General features: G+C 64.4%; 15 protein-coding genes and 1 tRNA gene. 5 read left to right on the forward strand and 11 right to left on the reverse strand.

Annotated elements, in window-relative coordinates; all coding sequences use genetic code 11:
* Nucleotides 1-12 precede the first annotated feature (12 nt).
* The 5 genes from LDL28_RS11110 to LDL28_RS11130 all read right to left on the reverse strand — a co-directional run bounded on the left by LDL28_RS11110 (nt 13) and on the right by LDL28_RS11130 (nt 4,431).
* A complete protein-coding gene (locus LDL28_RS11110) occupies nt 13-828 on the reverse strand; it encodes an SDR family oxidoreductase (RefSeq protein ID WP_233058609.1) in 816 nt (271 codons plus the stop codon).
* Between the two features lie 588 nt (nt 829-1,416).
* A tRNA-Ser gene (locus tag LDL28_RS11115) sits at nt 1,417-1,507 on the reverse strand.
* 144 nt (nt 1,508-1,651) lie between these two features.
* Entirely contained in the window at nt 1,652-3,457 is a 1,806-nt protein-coding gene (gene lepA / locus LDL28_RS11120; RefSeq protein WP_233058610.1) for a translation elongation factor 4, read from the reverse strand.
* Nucleotides 3,458-3,544: 87 nt separating this feature from the next.
* On the reverse strand, nt 3,545-4,216 hold the full coding sequence (locus tag LDL28_RS11125; protein ID WP_233058611.1) for a helix-turn-helix transcriptional regulator: 672 nt from the start codon (nt 4,214-4,216) through the stop codon (nt 3,545-3,547).
* The gene (locus tag LDL28_RS11130) at nt 4,213-4,431 is read right to left on the reverse strand and encodes a hypothetical protein (protein ID WP_233058612.1); all 219 of its coding nucleotides are present in this window, start codon (nt 4,429-4,431) and stop codon (nt 4,213-4,215) included. Before LDL28_RS11130 ends, LDL28_RS11125 begins: the two co-directional genes overlap by 4 nt.
* A gap of 308 nt (nt 4,432-4,739) precedes the next feature.
* Here LDL28_RS11130 and LDL28_RS11135 point away from each other — a divergent pair, with 308 nt between their 5' ends.
* Entirely contained in the window at nt 4,740-5,246 is a 507-nt protein-coding gene (locus LDL28_RS11135) for a hypothetical protein (protein ID WP_233058613.1), read from the forward strand.
* Nucleotides 5,247-5,294: 48 nt separating this feature from the next.
* On the opposite strand, the gene LDL28_RS11140 is transcribed toward LDL28_RS11135, so the two are convergent.
* The 6 genes from LDL28_RS11140 to LDL28_RS11165 all read right to left on the reverse strand — a co-directional run bounded on the left by LDL28_RS11140 (nt 5,295) and on the right by LDL28_RS11165 (nt 12,501).
* Nucleotides 5,295-6,044 (reverse strand): hypothetical protein, encoded by a 750-nt coding sequence (locus LDL28_RS11140; protein WP_233058614.1) that lies wholly within the window; start codon nt 6,042-6,044, stop codon nt 5,295-5,297.
* Nucleotides 6,045-6,138: 94 nt separating this feature from the next.
* A complete protein-coding gene (locus LDL28_RS11145) occupies nt 6,139-7,905 on the reverse strand; it encodes a DEAD/DEAH box helicase (protein ID WP_233058615.1) in 1,767 nt (588 codons plus the stop codon).
* Nucleotides 7,906-8,071: 166 nt separating this feature from the next.
* Nucleotides 8,072-9,058 carry a zinc-dependent alcohol dehydrogenase family protein gene (locus tag LDL28_RS11150; protein ID WP_233058616.1) on the reverse strand — a complete coding sequence of 329 codons (987 nt, stop codon included), beginning with the start codon at nt 9,056-9,058 and terminating at the stop codon, nt 8,072-8,074.
* 105 nt (nt 9,059-9,163) lie between these two features.
* Nucleotides 9,164-10,318 carry a GNAT family N-acetyltransferase gene (locus tag LDL28_RS11155; RefSeq protein WP_233058617.1) on the reverse strand — a complete coding sequence of 385 codons (1,155 nt, stop codon included), beginning with the start codon at nt 10,316-10,318 and terminating at the stop codon, nt 9,164-9,166.
* Between the two features lie 77 nt (nt 10,319-10,395).
* Nucleotides 10,396-10,863, reverse strand: coding sequence for a RidA family protein (locus LDL28_RS11160; RefSeq protein WP_233058618.1), 468 nt, complete (start codon nt 10,861-10,863; stop codon nt 10,396-10,398).
* A 42-nt stretch (nt 10,864-10,905) separates the two neighbouring features.
* Complete coding sequence (locus tag LDL28_RS11165) at nt 10,906-12,501, reverse strand: vitamin B12-dependent ribonucleotide reductase (protein ID WP_233058619.1); 1,596 nt, start codon at nt 12,499-12,501, stop codon at nt 10,906-10,908.
* Nucleotides 12,502-12,771: 270 nt separating this feature from the next.
* On the opposite strand from LDL28_RS11165, the gene LDL28_RS11170 reads away from it, so the two are divergent.
* From LDL28_RS11170 to LDL28_RS11185, 4 genes are read left to right on the forward strand one after another with little or no spacing between them, the layout of a single operon-like run.
* Nucleotides 12,772-13,140, forward strand: coding sequence for an NADH-ubiquinone oxidoreductase subunit NDUFA12 family protein (locus tag LDL28_RS11170; RefSeq protein ID WP_233058620.1), 369 nt, complete (start codon nt 12,772-12,774; stop codon nt 13,138-13,140).
* Between the two features lie 57 nt (nt 13,141-13,197).
* Nucleotides 13,198-13,731: an outer membrane lipid asymmetry maintenance protein MlaD gene (gene mlaD / locus LDL28_RS11175; protein ID WP_233058621.1), complete on the forward strand. Its 534-nt coding sequence runs from the start codon at nt 13,198-13,200 to the stop codon at nt 13,729-13,731.
* Entirely contained in the window at nt 13,728-13,958 is a 231-nt protein-coding gene (locus tag LDL28_RS11180; RefSeq protein WP_233058622.1) for a hypothetical protein, read from the forward strand. The genes mlaD and LDL28_RS11180 overlap by 4 nt, the downstream gene beginning before the upstream one ends.
* Complete coding sequence (locus LDL28_RS11185) at nt 13,955-14,617, forward strand: DUF2155 domain-containing protein (RefSeq protein ID WP_233058623.1); 663 nt, start codon at nt 13,955-13,957, stop codon at nt 14,615-14,617. Before LDL28_RS11180 ends, LDL28_RS11185 begins: the two co-directional genes overlap by 4 nt.
* The last annotated feature ends 29 nt before the right edge of the window (nt 14,618-14,646 follow it).

A 14,646-nucleotide genomic window follows, 5' to 3' on the forward strand; every position in this document is an offset into this window, starting at 1 on the left:
GCGCGTGCCCGTTCAGCCCATGTCCTGTGGGGGCTGGCGCCGCCGATAGGCGCGGTAACCCCTGCGCCCCAGGAACCTCATGGTCGGCAGGCTGAGATTGAGAAGCTTCATGGAGAAGAGACAGGCATGGGTGAATGCCTTGTCGAATACGGAACTGAAAACCTCGCGGCTGCTCCGCTCACAGCACTGCATTATCCGTTTCGCGGTAATGTCCGGATCCTGTGGTGGGTCGATAAAGTTGTATATCGAGCCACCGGACTCCATTTCCCGGCTCAACATGGGCGTATTGACGCTGGCGGGGTAGATGGAGCTTACCTGTATGCGCCGGGGTCTCAGCTCCTGTTCCAGCGCACGGGCAAATCCGCGCAGGCCGAATTTTGCCGCCGTATAGACACTGCTGCCCGCCAGCGGAAAGATGGCCGCCATTGAATTGACGAATACGATGTGACCCCCACGCCCCATGGCAGGCAGCAGGTAGTTTGTCAGTTCAACGGGGGCGGTCAGGTCAACGGCGATCTGGCGTGCGATTGTCGTGCTGTCCAGTTGTCCCACATTCTGGGGCGAGATCACGCCCGCGCAATGCACCAGCACGTCAATCCGCGGTGCGTCCTTCATGATTGTGGATGCTGCCTGATGGATGCTGCCTGTATCGGTCAGGTCACAGGTTATGGCGGTTACGCCCGGCATGTCCCGACCTGTCTGGCGTGAGAGCAGGATAACGGAATAGTCGCGCGCGATCATGTGCCGCACCAGCGCCTGCCCGATCCCCCCCGTAGCCCCGGTCACAACGGCGACCCTGCGGGTGGAGGGGGCTGTTTTTCCGTTCAAATCACTATTTTTCAATGATTCTCTTACTTCCTTGCCCGTCAGGCTTCGTCACCGGGTCAGATAGCCTGCAACGCGGAGGAGTGTTTTCCGTTGCCTGATTTGGTCCATGTTATCTGGAACATAACAATCCGTCGATAACTCTGTATCATTTTGTGACCATGATCCGGCAACAGGTGATAGGGAAGGGCCGTTTACGAATATTATATATTCTTTAACCATGGAGCCAGTGGAAAGGAAAACAGGAGACTATCCGGGAATATTTTGAATTTCTGTCAGTATTTAGTGCTGGCTCATAACAGTTTTCATGATAATGATTTGTAAAATATTTATGAAATTCTGAATTAGTCAGTCATGAGTATCAAAATAAATAAAATTGCAGTATTTCTAATTTTATTTATTTTATAAATGAATTTTATGAAGCGTAAGCCATCTTAATTACAAGAAATTGTCGTGCCGTTATGTTTCATTTTTGGAAAATAAGCGAAATCATGGCGGGTAGGACAGGACACCGCAATCCAAAATTACTGCAAACTTTGTCAATATTATTTGCTGTATTTATCCCACATCGGGGGAAGCCCTGCAGGGGCATGGCGGAGAGAGTGGGATTCGAACCCACGGTACGCTATTAACGTACACACGCTTTCCAAGCGTGCGCCTTAAGCCGCTCGGCCATCTCTCCAGCCGTTACCGGTTTCAGGCCACCCGGTCGGGTGGCTGTGTCCGATGCGTGCGGAACATATCACCAATTTCCGGCGGCGCAAGAGGAAAACGTCCTCTCCATTCCCGCCAGCCATAACGGTGTCATGACCGGCGGGAAAAGGGGTTACTGGTCCATCTTCAGCGCGGCGAGGAAGGCGCTCTGCGGGATGTCGACCTTGCCGAACTGGCGCATGCGCTTTTTACCTTCCTTCTGCTTTTCCAGCAGTTTGCGCTTGCGCGAGATGTCGCCGCCATAACATTTGGCCGTCACGTCCTTGGACATCGCGCCAATGGTCTCACGCGCGATGATGCGGCTGCCGATCGCCGCCTGCACCGCGATCTTGAACAACTGGCGCGGGATCAGTTCCTTGAGCTTGGCGCAGATGGAGCGCCCGCGTGTTTCGGCAGCCGAGCGATGGGCAATGAACGACAGCGCATCCACCGGCTCCTGATTGACCAGGATGGAAATGCGCACGAGGTCGCTCTCCTCATAACGGTCCATCTGGTAGTCAAAGCTGGCGTAACCGCGCGTTACCGATTTCAGCCGGTCGTAAAAGTCGAACACCACCTCGTTCAACGGCAGGCGATAGACGGCCATGGCCCGGTTGCCGACATAGGTCAGGTCTTCCTGCACGCCACGGCGCTCACTGCACAGGGTCAGCACCGCGCCCAGATATTCGTCCGGCACCATGATGGTGGCCTTGATCCACGGCTCCTCGATCTTCTCGATCAGGGAGGCGTCGGGCATGTCGGCGGGGTTGTGCAGTTCCTCCGTCGTGCCGTTGGTCAGTTCCATGCGGTACACAACCGACGGCGCGGTGGCGATCAGGTCCAGGTCGAACTCGCGGCTCAGGCGTTCCTGAATGATTTCGAGATGCAGCAGCCCAAGGAAGCCGCAGCGGAAACCGAAGCCAAGGGCGGCGGAGGTCTCGGCCTCGTAATGGAACGAGGCGTCATTCAGCCGCAGCTTGGCCAGACTGTCGCGCAGTTTCTCGAAATCATCGGCCACGACCGGATACAGCCCGCACCACACCACGGGAATGGAGGGCTTGAAGCCCGCCAGCGGGGCCTCGGCGGGGCGGCGGTCATCGGTCAGGGTGTCGCCCACGTTGGTGTCGGCCACGGTCTTGATGGCGGCGTTGATGTAGCCGATCTCACCGGGGCCGAGTTCGTCCACCGCTGTCATGCGCGGGGCGAATACGCCCACCTGATCGACCACATGCACCACGCCAGACGACATCATGCGAATGCGCATGCCGCGTTTGAGGCGGCCTTCCTTCACACGCACCAGCGTAATCACGCCCAGGTACGGATCGTACCAGCTATCCACCAGCAGCGCCTTGAGCGGGGCCGTGGCATCGCCCGTTGGCGGCGGCAGGCGCTTGACCAGGGCTTCCAGCACGGCTTCGATGTTCAGGCCGGTCTTGGCCGAAACCTCGACCGCGTCATCGGCGGGGATGCCGATCACCTCCTCGATCTGTTCCTTTACGCGCGGGCAGTCGGCGGCGGGCAGGTCCACCTTGTTCAGCACCGGCACGATCTCGTGGTTGGCGTCGATGGCCTGGTACACATTGGCCAGTGTCTGCGCCTCCACCCCCTGCGAGGCATCGACCACCAGCAGCGAGCCTTCGCACGCGGCCAGCGAGCGGCTGACCTCATAGGCGAAGTCGACATGGCCCGGCGTGTCCATAAGGTTCAGCACGTAGGTCTTGCCGTCTTCCGCCGGATAGGACAGGCGTACGGTCTGGGCCTTGATGGTGATGCCACGTTCACGTTCCAGATCCATGTTGTCCAGAACCTGATTGGTCATTTCCCGCTGTGTCAGCGCGCCGCAGGCCTGGATCAGGCGGTCGGCCAGGGTGGATTTCCCATGGTCGATATGCGCGATGATCGAGAAATTGCGGATCAGGGAGAGGGGCGTGTCGGTCATGGGCGAGACATAGTGTAAAATCGGGAGAAAGTCAGCCGCTACCTGTCACGTCAGGGCGGAAAATATCACGGATGCCGTGAACGTGCGTTACATGCAGGCCATGGTGATGCGGTGGATGAGCGTGTTCCCGTCCACAACGATTTCCCTGTCGTCCATTCCGGCCAGGCCATGGATGCGGACAAGCTCGTGCAGCGGGGCGGTGACGGGGGCGTCATGCCAGCGGTCCGTCACCATGCCGCAGCAGGGCGCGCCATGCGGGGTGTGAAGCAGCACGCGGTCGGACTGGCGGATCGCGGCGGTGGGCGAGATGATCAGCGTGCCCCCCTTGCGAAAGATCGGCTCCATGCAGTCACTGTCCAGATGCACGGCATAGGAATGATGGTCCGCCATGCCGTGGAAGTCCCATTTTTCCCATGACCCGCCTTCCGGCAGGCCGGTTTCGTCAAACAGTCCAGTATGGGTCAGTTGGGAAAACGACACGATTTTCAGGTGGGCGTGATGGGCCTTGCCCCCCGTTTCAGGATCGTGATGGCCCGAGAGCAGGCGGCTGAACCCCTCGAATGAGATGCCCGTGGCCGACAGGGTGCGCGCAAGGCTTTCCGTTCCCGGCCAGCGCGGGCGACCGGCGGGCGTGATCCGTTTGGAGGGATTGAAGGTCGTGCTGTCCAGCCCCGCCGCGCGCGCAAGGCCGGAAGGGGTCAGTCCCCGTTCGGCGGCCAGGCGGTCCAGGGCGCGCCAGATATCGGTATGGCTGATCATGTCGGCAATTTCAGTATTTCGGTCCGGTGGCGGGCATGGCCCTGTTCGGTCATGGCGAATCGCTGGTTATGGTCTGTCCGGGCCAGTCCCATGCCTTCCAGCCGGCGCAGGCAGGGGTCATCGCGCAGGCCGGTGGGGCGGCCGTTGTTTCCGCTCAGTTTCAGCCGGTGCAGCGCGCTACGGCAGCATGTTTCAAGATAGGGTTCATTCCACATGGGGCAGGGACCGCTAAGGAACGGGTAACGGCGCCGTCGCTGTGTCACGACAGGCCGTAACGTGGGTTCAGGCATGGCCGGGCGGGTGTGCTGGCGTATGGTTTAACGGGGCCGGCGCGGGGTGTCCACCACGTGGGGTGGTGTCCCCTGCGCCTGTATGGAGGGTGGCATGTGCTGTGTGCCCTACGATTTTGGAAACGGGTTATTATATCTTTTCACGAACATGGCGCATTGTCATATTTCTGACCCGGATGTGATACATGTTTCGGTAAAGTGCATGTAGAAATCCATTTTCCAAGGCAGTGTTTATGAAATTTCGGGAATATATTCTTGTTCTGTCCCTGGCCGGGGCCTCTGTCCTTCCTGCCGCCAGCGCACTGGCGGCGGATTGCAACAGCAGCCAGAATACACCCAAATGGGATGTGCTTGACCGCGCGGCACAGGCCGGGGACTGCGCGAACAGTCGCCTCCAGTCCTATGACAACAGTGTCACGCAACGCGAACAGCAGTTGAAGGATGGCCCGCAGAACCTGCGCAAGGACTATGATGACAAGGTGAACAACCTGCGTCAGGATACCGTGGGCCGGTGGGACAGCGCCCGTGATGCCGAAGAGCAGAAGCTGACGGACGGGCGCGCGCGTGTGGACCAGACGATCCAGAACGGCCGTGACCGTCTCGATGCGATTCGTAATGCGCCCAAGAACCGGCTGGACTCGCTGCGCAATGCCGGGAACGCGGAACGCCAGCGCTGGGATACCCTGAAAAACCAGACCGGATCCGATGTCAGCAACTTCCTGGGCGGCAACGGCCAGTAAGGCGGAAGGACCGGTGCCTGCGGGCACCGGCCAACTCCTCCCTCATCCCTAATCGGCCGTCACCGTCAGCCCGAAGGGCTGCGGGGCCTGCCCCTTCGGCCCGGGGGCGACCTGCAGCAGGTAAAGATCATCATGCAGGACGAGCCAGGCCTGCGCGTTGCCGGGTTGCGCAAGGCGGGGGTCGATCACGCGCAGGACCGGATTGCCCTGTATGGCGTCCAGCCGCGCCGTAACCTTTTCCCCCCGATGCAGCCCGATGCGATAGATGCAGGTCGCGCCATGCTCAAGCGTCGCCTGCCACTGGAGCTTCGCACCAGGCTGCAGATCCTGCGGCGGATTGCAGAAGGGCGGGACATTTCCCATGTTTTCCAGCAGGGTGCGTACATCCGCGGGCTTGGTAATGGGTGTGGGGCCGAACCCGTAAAGTGAAAGCTGACCGGGGTTCACGATCCCCACGGTCATGTTGCGGCCCGTACGATCGACAAGCAGCCATGCGATGCTGCTTCCGCCCTCATGCTGCCTGTTTCCCGTCATGAACACGATGTCGCCAATAGGCTGGAGCGGGCTTGCGACCTGCATGTTCCGCAGGAAGTCGGCATATTGCGGGCCAAGCTCCTGTTTCAGCACGATGGCCAGCGGGCCCGCGCCAAACAGGTTGGTGTCGGTGGCGTAACGCCCGGTGGCGGTGGCGAGCTGGGCCGCCAGCGCGGTATCGGCCGCCCTGGCGGGCCGGTCCGTGGCGGTGCAGAGGGCGAGCAGGCCGACAAGGCCCAGGGCGGAGCGGGATATGTTCAGCACGGGCAGACCTTTTTCCTGAGCACATAAAAACATGCCCGGCAGTGCCGGGCATGAATGAAACGCTCAGTTACGTGTCGGGTTTCTGCCCACGGACTCAGGAGCGGGGCCGCTTGCGCGAGGACGCGCCGCTGCGCGGCGGCCCACCGAACCCGCCGGGACGGCTGCCACCGCCGCCGGGCTTGCGCGCGAACGGCCGGGGGCCACCACGCGGCGGGCCGCTGCGGCGGGCAGGGCCACCGGCGGGCGCGCTGGCGGGCGTGATCTGGACTTCATCATTCTCGATCGAGGCGATGCACGAGCGGAATTTCTCGGTGGAATCCGGCGTGATCTCGAACAGGGTCTGGGTATCGTTGATGCGGATGGCGCCAATATCCGCCTTACGCACGCCACCCAGGCGGCAGATCAGCGGGATCAGCCATTTCGGGTCGGCCTTGTCCTGCCGGCCGACGCTCATGGCGAACCATGCGCCCGGCTCGCTGCTCGCGTAGCTCTCACGCGGGGGGCGGGGCGTGCCTTCACGGCCTTCACGCATGGGGCGCGGCGCATCGGGCGTGATATGGCGCACATTTTCCGGCGCGGGCAGGCGGGCGCGATACATCTGGAGCAGGGCGGCGGCAAGCTGCTCACTGGTGCGGCCTTCAACAAGCTGGCCAACCAGCTCCGCATCCGCCTCACTCACGTCCTGCGTCAGGGCGGGGTCCGCCAGCAGGCGCCTGGCATCCTGCGCGCGGATCTCGGCCGCCGTGGGCACGCCCGACCAGCTTGCCGTGATCTTCGCGCCCTGCATCAGGCGTTCGGCCCGTCGGCGCTGCGACATCGGGACCATCAGCACGCACACGCCCTTGCGCCCCGCGCGGCCCGTGCGGCCCGAACGGTGCAGCAGGGTGGCCGGATCGGTCGGCAGGGTGGCGTGGACAACCAGCGCGAGTGCCGGAATGTCGATGCCACGGGCCGCGACATCGGTCGCGACGCAGACATTGGCCTGGCCCTTGCGTAGGCTGTCGATGGCGCGGGTACGCTCGTTCTGCCCCAGTTCACCCGACAGGGCGACGGAGGAGAAACCGCGCTCCACCAGCGCGGCCTGCATGTGGCGCACCATCTCACGCGTGGCGCAGAACACCATGGTGGTCTGGCTGTCCGTATAGCGCAGGACGTTCACCACGGCGGGGATCAGTTCACGGGCATCGGCCACCACGGCGCGGTATTCGATGTCGGCATGCTGCTTCGCGCCCGACAGGGTGTCGATACGCACCGCGTCGTTCTGGTAGCGCCGGGCCAGGGAGGCGATTTCCTTGGCGATCGTGGCGGAGAACAGCAGCGTGCGCCGGGTCTTGGGCATGGCGTCGAGCAGTTGCTCAAGCTCGTCACGGAAGCCGAGGTCGAGCATCTCGTCCGCTTCGTCCAGCACGACCACACGCAGGTCAGACATGTCCAGCCGCCCGCGCGACTGGTGGTCGCACAGCCGCCCCGGCGTGCCGACCACGATATGCGCGCCAAGCTGGAGGGCGCGGGCTTCACGCCGCGCGTCCATGCCCCCGATGCACGATACGATCCGCCCGCCCGCCGGGGCGTACAGCCACGTCAGTTCGCGCGTGACCTGCATGGCGAGTTCGCGCGTGGGCGCGATGATGACGGCCAGCGGCGGGCCCGCCGGGCCAAAATGCTCGGCGCCGCCAAGCAGGGTGTCGGCCATGGCCAGACCGAAGGCAACGGTCTTGCCGGAGCCGGTCTGGGCGGAAACGAGCAGGTCGCGCCCTTCGGCGGCGACATCCAGGACAGCTTTCTGGACGGGAGTCGGGGCATCATACCCACGCTCGTCCAGCGCGCGTTGCAGGGCGGGGTGGGTTTCGGGAAACGGCATATATCGGGCAATCCGGACAGAACATGAAGAACACAGGCGACGCAGGAAGGAAACTGGCCGCCGGCCGTTCATGCGTCAGGGGAGAAGGCCGGTGCATAAAGAAGGATTGCCCCAAAAGCCAGAAATAATAATGGGCGGCCTGTTTTGCTCCCCCTGTCCGTGTTGTTCAGGGCACCAGTACGGCCGCCCCCTCGAAGCGCCCGTTGCGCAGGTCATCAAGCGCCCTGTTGGCTTCGCGCAGCGGATAGGGGGTTGTCGTGGTGCGGATTCCCACGCGCGGCGCGAGTTCAAGGAAATCGATGCCATCCTGCCGTGTCAGGTTCGCAACCGAGACGATCTGGCGTTCCTCCCATAACAGGTCATAGGAAAAGGCGGGGATTTCACTCATATGGATACCGGCGCAGACCACGCGCCCCGCCTTGTGCACGGCCTTGAGCGCTGCGGGCACCAGCGCGCCCACGGGGGCGAATATGATGGTGGCGTCAAGCTGTTCGGGCGGGGTCTCGTCCGATCCGCCCGCCCAGACCGCCCCCAGGTTGCGGGCGAATTCCTGCGTTTTCGTATCCCCCGGCCGGGTGAAGGCATAGACCGAGCGGCCCTGCCATATCGCCACCTGCGCGATGATATGGGCGGCGGCCCCGAAGCCGTACAGCCCGATGCGCCGCGCCTGTGTGCCCGCCATGACCAGTGAGCGCCAGCCGATCAGCCCCGCGCACAGCAGCGGCGCCATGGCGACGTCATCATCGCCCTCTGGCAGCGGAAAGGTGAAATGCGCGTCCGCCACCGCCATCGTGGCATAGCCGCCATCACGCGTGTAGCCGGTGAACAGCGGGTGGTCGCACAGGTTCTCGTGCTGGGTCTCGCAGTAATGGCAGCAGCCGCAGGTATGCCCAAGCCATGGTATGCCCACGCGCTGGCCCAGCTTCAGGTCGGTCACGCCGGGGCCGATGGCGTCGATCCGGCCCACGATTTCGTGCCCCGGTGTCAGCGCATGACCGGGAAACGGCAGGTCCGCGTCAACCACATGCAGGTCCGTGCGGCATACGCCGCAGGCCCCGACCTTGACCCGGATCTGCCCGTGCCCCGGTTCCGGGTCGGGCAGTTCGGTCCATTGCAGGGGGGTATGGGGGGCAAGCAGTCGCATTGCGTACATGGTCCGGTCCTTGGGCTATCGGCGCGGCCTGTCGGTCGCCAGTGCAGTCGATATGTAAATATCATGCCCGCGGGACCACGCGGCATGACATGCATCATCGTGTTATCACAACGCGGTGCGGTAGGGGGTCAGGGCATCAAGCGCGGGGAGTTCGGCCTCTATCGCGGCGCGCTCGCGCTCAAGAAAATCACCAACGGCCGCCCGCAGGCCGGGATGGGCAATCCAGTGCGCGGAATGGGTCAGGCAGGGGCGGTAGCCGCGCTGGAGCTTGTGTTCGCCCTGTGCGCCGGCCTCCACCCGCTTCAGCCCGTGGGCGATGGCGAAGTCGATGGCCTGATAATAGCACAGTTCAAAATGCAGGAACGGCCAGTCGCCCTCCAGCCGCCCCCAGTTGCGCCCGTACAGCGCATCACGCCCCATGAGGTTGAGCGCACCGGCTACGGGGGTGTCGCCCTGCATTGCGACCATGAGCACCACCCTGTCCCCCAGCCGTTCCGACAACAGGCGGAAAAACGTGGGCTGGAGATAGGCCCGCCCCCATTTGCGGTCCACGGTGGAGAGGTAGAACTCATAAAACCGGCGCCACAGGGCGGGGGTGATCTCCGCGCCGCGATAGGTCTGGAAGCTCAGCCCGCAGGCCTGGGCGTCGCGCCGTTCACGCCGGATGGCCTTGCGCTTGCGCGAAGCGAGGGTGTCGAGAAAATCGTCGAAGGTGGCGTAACCCTCATTGTCCCAGTGGTACTGCACGCCCAGGCGTTGCAGCCATCCATTGCGGCCCAGCAGGTCATATTCATGGCCGGTGCAGAACGTGACATGGACGGAGGACAGCCCCAGCTCCCCGCAGGCCTGGCGCAACGCGCGCGCGGCCATCTGGCGCAGCGCGTCGGCATCAGGGGCATCGGCATGCACCAGAAGGCGCGGCCCCGGTACGGGTGAAAAGGGAACGGCCACCTGGAGCTTGGGGTAATATTCGCCGCCCGCGCGCGCGAAAGCCTGCGCCCATTGCTGGTCGAACACGTATTCGCCAAAGGAATGGCTCTTGGCATAGAACGGGGCCACCGCCAGCAGGCGGCCGGCGGCGTCACGCATGGCCAGGTGCTGGGGCATCCACCCGGCATCGGGGCTGGCGGATCCGCTATCCTCCAGCGCCGAGAGAAAGGCGTGGCTGACGAAGGGGTTGTCGTCGCCCGCGCAGCCATCCCATTCCCGCGCCGGGATTTCGGCTATCGCGCGGTGCAGGGTCATGATGGGGCCGGTCATGACCGGCGCACCGGGGGGCGGGCCGTGCGGGGCGGTTGGATCATGACGGGCTCCCTTGCGTCGGTGTGGCTGGGGTCTCAGCCTATTTCGAACAGGCCTTCCACTTCCACCGCCGAATCAAGCGGGAGCGAGGGCACGCCCACGGTGGACCGGGCATGGCGGCCCACCTCCCCGAAAACCGCCACCGCCAGGTCGGAAGCCCCGTTCATGACCGTGGCATGCTGCGTGAAGTCCGGCGTGCAGGCAATGAACCCGCCCAGCCGCACCACCCGCCGCACGCGCGACAGGTCGCCAATGGTGGCCTTCACCTGCGCGATCACATTGATCATGCTGTAGCGCGCGGCCTCGACCGCCAGTTCCACCGCAACGGTGTCGCCCAGCTTGCCGGTTGTCAGCAGCTTGCCGTCAACCAGCGGCAACTGCCCCGAGACCGTCAGCATGGACCCGCTGAGCACGGCCGTCACGTAATTCGCCACGGGCGTGGCCGGTGTGGGCAGCACGATGCCAAGCTGCTTGAGGCGCTGTTCGGGGGTTTTGTCAGGCATCACGGTCATCCTTGTATCTGGGGCGGTCGGGCGGGGCCGGTACTAACCGACCAGTCGCAGCCCGCGCCGCCGGGGGGGCGTATCATCACCATCGTCATGGCCGGACTCGGGCAGGTCAAGCGGCAGCATGGGGGCCGGACTCTCCGCCATCATGTCTTCATGCGGGGCATCTGGCAGCCTGCGGCCCAGATAGGCGTCGGACAGGGCGCGGAAGGCGTAGTCCAGCATGGATGTCGCGTAGGATGCAACAGGATCGCCTTCCACCGTGCCGGCGGGGCCGAAATGGCTGTAGGCGAACGCCTCGACATAGCTTTCCAGCGGCGCGCCATATTGCAGCCCGATGCTGACCGCCTGGCCCAGCGTATCCATGAGACCACGGACCATGGGGCTTTCACGCGTGGGCGTCAGGCTGACTTCACCCAGCGAACCATCGGCATATTCCCCCGTGCGCAGGAACAGGCGGTGGCCGCCCACGCTGGTCTTCTGGGTAAAGCCGCCATGGCGGGGCGGCAGGTTGCGCCGCACGCCGCGTTCCAGCCCCGAACGGGTGGCCAGCGTGTCGCGCGTGACATCGGGGCGGGCGGGCATGCGGTCGGCAAAGCCACCCAGCGCGCGGTGCATGGCCTGATGCGCGGCGGCGCCGGGCAGCGGCAGCACGGTCTCACCCGCCAGGGTCGCGGCGAAGGCCGCTTCCAGTGTCAACCCGCGTGAGGCGAGGCGCGCCAGCGTGCTCATGGCCAGCCGCCCGTCCACGCGCAGCGGGGAAAAGACGGGCGCAAGGCCGCAGGCCTCCACGCCCAGCAGCGCGTCGATCGGGCCGGGGGTGGAAAAGCCGGTTTCCACCCGGGCCGCGGGCTGGTCCGTGGCAATGGCGGCTTCCTGCCACACGGCGCGGGCGACCTCGCTTATGCCGGGCACGATGCTGCGCACGGGCGGCAGCGGCATGGCGTCCGCCCCTTCGCCGGAATGGGCGACAAGGGTGGCCAGCGCCACGATGCTGCATGCGGCGTCGCGTCCGGCCTCGCTGTCATAATCCAGCCCCAGCCCGGCAAGGCAGGCGTCGAGATTGGTGAGCTGGAGAATCCCGGCAAGGGCCGGGCGTTCATGACCGGGGGCCTGCGCCGGGGTTACGACGGGGCGCAGGTGCGCGGGCGCGGGGCCTGCGGGTTCGGGCAGGGGCAGTTCGCCATTGCGCATATGGGCGTTCTGCTGCGACACCGCGCGCAGCACGCGGGCGAGCAGCCGCAGCGCCACCACGAAGTCCTGCGCCATGAACCCGTTATCCGCCGCGACGAAGGCCGCGAGGTTGACCACGAAGGCGGGCCTGCGGTCATGGTGGCCATGCCACAGGCTTTCCGCGGGCGCGACCTGGCGCATGAGCAGGAGGCACGAGAGCGTGCGGGCGACGGGACGGATGACGGGGCCGGAGATTTCCCCCAGGCACAGGTCATCTATCCATCGCGCCGCCTCGGTCGGCAGGCTGGCGGGGCCGTGGCCGGGGGCCAGCCGGGCCAGGGCCTCGGCTGCCGTGTCATCCCAGTCCGCGGGCAGGGTAACGCAACGTGGTGCGTCGTCGGGGTCGGCTGCGGCCTCGACGGTGCGCATGCGCACGCCGTTCCAGTGGCTTCGTGCTGTCATGGCCACTGTTTTACCGGCTGCGACAGGGCGGGCGGAACCCGTCCGGGCCGGAGTCGCAACTATACATCCCACTGGATACCGTGGATATGGGGGATAAGTGGAAGGCGGGTTCAAAAGCGCTGCGTCCGGCGGTCCGCCTTGCGTGCAGGTGTCCGGAAATACATCGCGACGGTTTTCCGGCCGGGGCCATGCAACCGATCCCGCAGATGTGACGGAGCCATGCATATAATGCGCGTGGACCACGCGCGGAGGGCGGATTAGTCTATGTCCATGGCAAATCTAGGCACCCGTATTTACACCCGATTCAAGGGGCGGCTGGTTGGCAAGGATGCCGATGGCCGCTGCTATTATGAGGCCCGTATCCTCAACCGCACCGGCGGCGGGGAAAAGCGGCATGAACGCTGGGTCATCTACCACAAGGGAGAGGACGCATCCGCCGTTCCGCCCGAATGGTGGGGCTGGCTGCACCATGTGGATGCGGAGCCCCTGCCCGAAAGCGCGCGCCAGCCGTGGCAGCAGCCCTGGCAGCCCAACCGTACCGGCACGGCGGAGGCGTATCATCCCCCCGGCAGCGACTGCCAGGGCGGACAGCGGGCTTCAACCACCAGCGATTATGAGGCATGGTACCCCGAGGGATGAAGTCCCGGGCGTAACCTGCTAGGGTGCGCCATCGGATAGTGGGGAAGCTTAGCCATCATGGTTGCTGCTGTTTCAGGACGCGCGGGCCGTCAGCCGGGTGAACTTTTCGCCGGTTTTGCGGTGCTGGCGGTACTTGCCGGGCTGCTGGCCTATGCCGTGGTGGACAAGGGCCGCCCCCATGAATCGGGCTACCGGCTGAATGCCGGCTTCGCGCATATCGATGGCCTGTCCGTGGGGTCGGACGTACGGCTGGCCGGCATTACCGTGGGGCAGGTGGTGGACGAGCGGGTCGACCCCCGGACCTACGCGGCGCAGGTTACCTTTACGGTGCGGCCGGATATAAAACTGCCTGATGATACGGCGGCCATCATCACCAGCGACAGCCTGCTGGGGGGGAAGTATATCGCCCTCTCACCCGGTGGGGACGAGAAGATGCTGGCTCCCGGCGGCACGGTCGGGCAGACGCAGGGCGCGATCAGCCTTGAGCAGCTCCTGAGCAAGTTCATCTTCTCCGTCACCGATACCTTGACCGCGACCCGGCAGAACAAGGCCGCGCAAACGCCTGCTTCCGGTGTGGGAGACGCGCCATGACGGAGGGCGCACCCGATGACCGGGCCATGCCGGCCCTATGGCCCCAGTCCGATGGCACCCCTGTATCCTGCCGCGATAAATTGCTGATATTGCAGGAAAACCATACCGAATTGCAGGGTATTTTAAGCGATGCGTTCGAAGATGCGATCCTGATGGGCGTGGATGAGGCGGCGATGCGCCAGATCCTGCATGATCTGGTCAACAGCCTGCGGAGCCCCAAGGCATGAAGCGGGCCGCCCGTTGCCTGCCCGCCCTGCTGCTGGCCTGCCTGCCCGCCTGCGCCCACGCAACCGAATGGCTGGCAGCCCCCGCCATTTACCCGCCCGATACATGGCAGGGCAGGTCGGTCGCCCAGATACGGGTGCTGGACAAGCTCGATGCCCATGTCCAGATGCTGAGCGTGCCCGTGGGGCAGGATGTGACCTATAAAAGCCTGACCCTGCATGCGACATCATGCCTGCAACGACCGCCAACGCTTCCGGCAGATGCCGCGTCATGGCTGGACGTGCGCGACGCGCATGCGGGCATGGCCGGATTCCAGGGATGGATGGCTGTTGCGGAACCGGCCACGGGCATTTTCCAGAACCCGCTTTATGACGTGCAGCTTACCGGCTGTAGCGGTGACAACGTCGCGCCCGTTCCACTACCCCTTGCCGTTGTTGCGGCGCAGCCCCCGGCCCCGACGGGGAATGGAACCGCAACGCCTGATGTCCCCCCCGGTACCCCGGCACCGGGTGGTAGCGCGGCCCCGGCGGCAGCCGATGGCGCATCGCAGCCCCTGTCCCCCATGCAGGCGCCGCTGGTCGCGCCGCCCGCGTCATCACCCCCTCCCGCCACGCCCGCCGCGCCGGATGGCGGGGGGGCGGCCCCGCTGATGCTGCATTAGAAATTAGAAAATAGTTTAATTTATATCGT

This window comes from Komagataeibacter sp. FNDCR2, from assembly GCF_021295395.1.
Lineage (GTDB): Bacteria > Pseudomonadota > Alphaproteobacteria > Acetobacterales > Acetobacteraceae > Komagataeibacter.

Bases quoted from the DNA above. Each gene is read 5' to 3' on its own strand.
- lepA (WP_233058610.1), bottom strand. From the start codon at position 3,457: ATGACCGACACGCCCCTCTCCCTGATCCGCAATTTCTCGATCATCGCG.
- LDL28_RS11125 (WP_233058611.1), bottom strand. From the start codon at position 4,216: ATGATCAGCCATACCGATATCTGGCGCGCCCTGGACCGCCTGGCCGCC.
- LDL28_RS11130 (WP_233058612.1), bottom strand. From the start codon at position 4,431: ATGTGGAATGAACCCTATCTTGAAACATGCTGCCGTAGCGCGCTGCAC.
- LDL28_RS11135 (WP_233058613.1), top strand. From the start codon at position 4,740: ATGAAATTTCGGGAATATATTCTTGTTCTGTCCCTGGCCGGGGCCTCT.
- LDL28_RS11145 (WP_233058615.1), bottom strand. From the start codon at position 7,905: ATGCCGTTTCCCGAAACCCACCCCGCCCTGCAACGCGCGCTGGACGAG.
- LDL28_RS11150 (WP_233058616.1), bottom strand. From the start codon at position 9,058: ATGTACGCAATGCGACTGCTTGCCCCCCATACCCCCCTGCAATGGACC.
- LDL28_RS11155 (WP_233058617.1), bottom strand. From the start codon at position 10,318: ATGACCGGCCCCATCATGACCCTGCACCGCGCGATAGCCGAAATCCCG.
- LDL28_RS11160 (WP_233058618.1), bottom strand. From the start codon at position 10,863: ATGCCTGACAAAACCCCCGAACAGCGCCTCAAGCAGCTTGGCATCGTG.
- LDL28_RS11165 (WP_233058619.1), bottom strand. From the start codon at position 12,501: ATGACAGCACGAAGCCACTGGAACGGCGTGCGCATGCGCACCGTCGAG.
- LDL28_RS11170 (WP_233058620.1), top strand. From the start codon at position 12,772: ATGGCAAATCTAGGCACCCGTATTTACACCCGATTCAAGGGGCGGCTG.
- mlaD (WP_233058621.1), top strand. From the start codon at position 13,198: ATGGTTGCTGCTGTTTCAGGACGCGCGGGCCGTCAGCCGGGTGAACTT.
- LDL28_RS11180 (WP_233058622.1), top strand. From the start codon at position 13,728: ATGACGGAGGGCGCACCCGATGACCGGGCCATGCCGGCCCTATGGCCC.
- LDL28_RS11185 (WP_233058623.1), top strand. From the start codon at position 13,955: ATGAAGCGGGCCGCCCGTTGCCTGCCCGCCCTGCTGCTGGCCTGCCTG.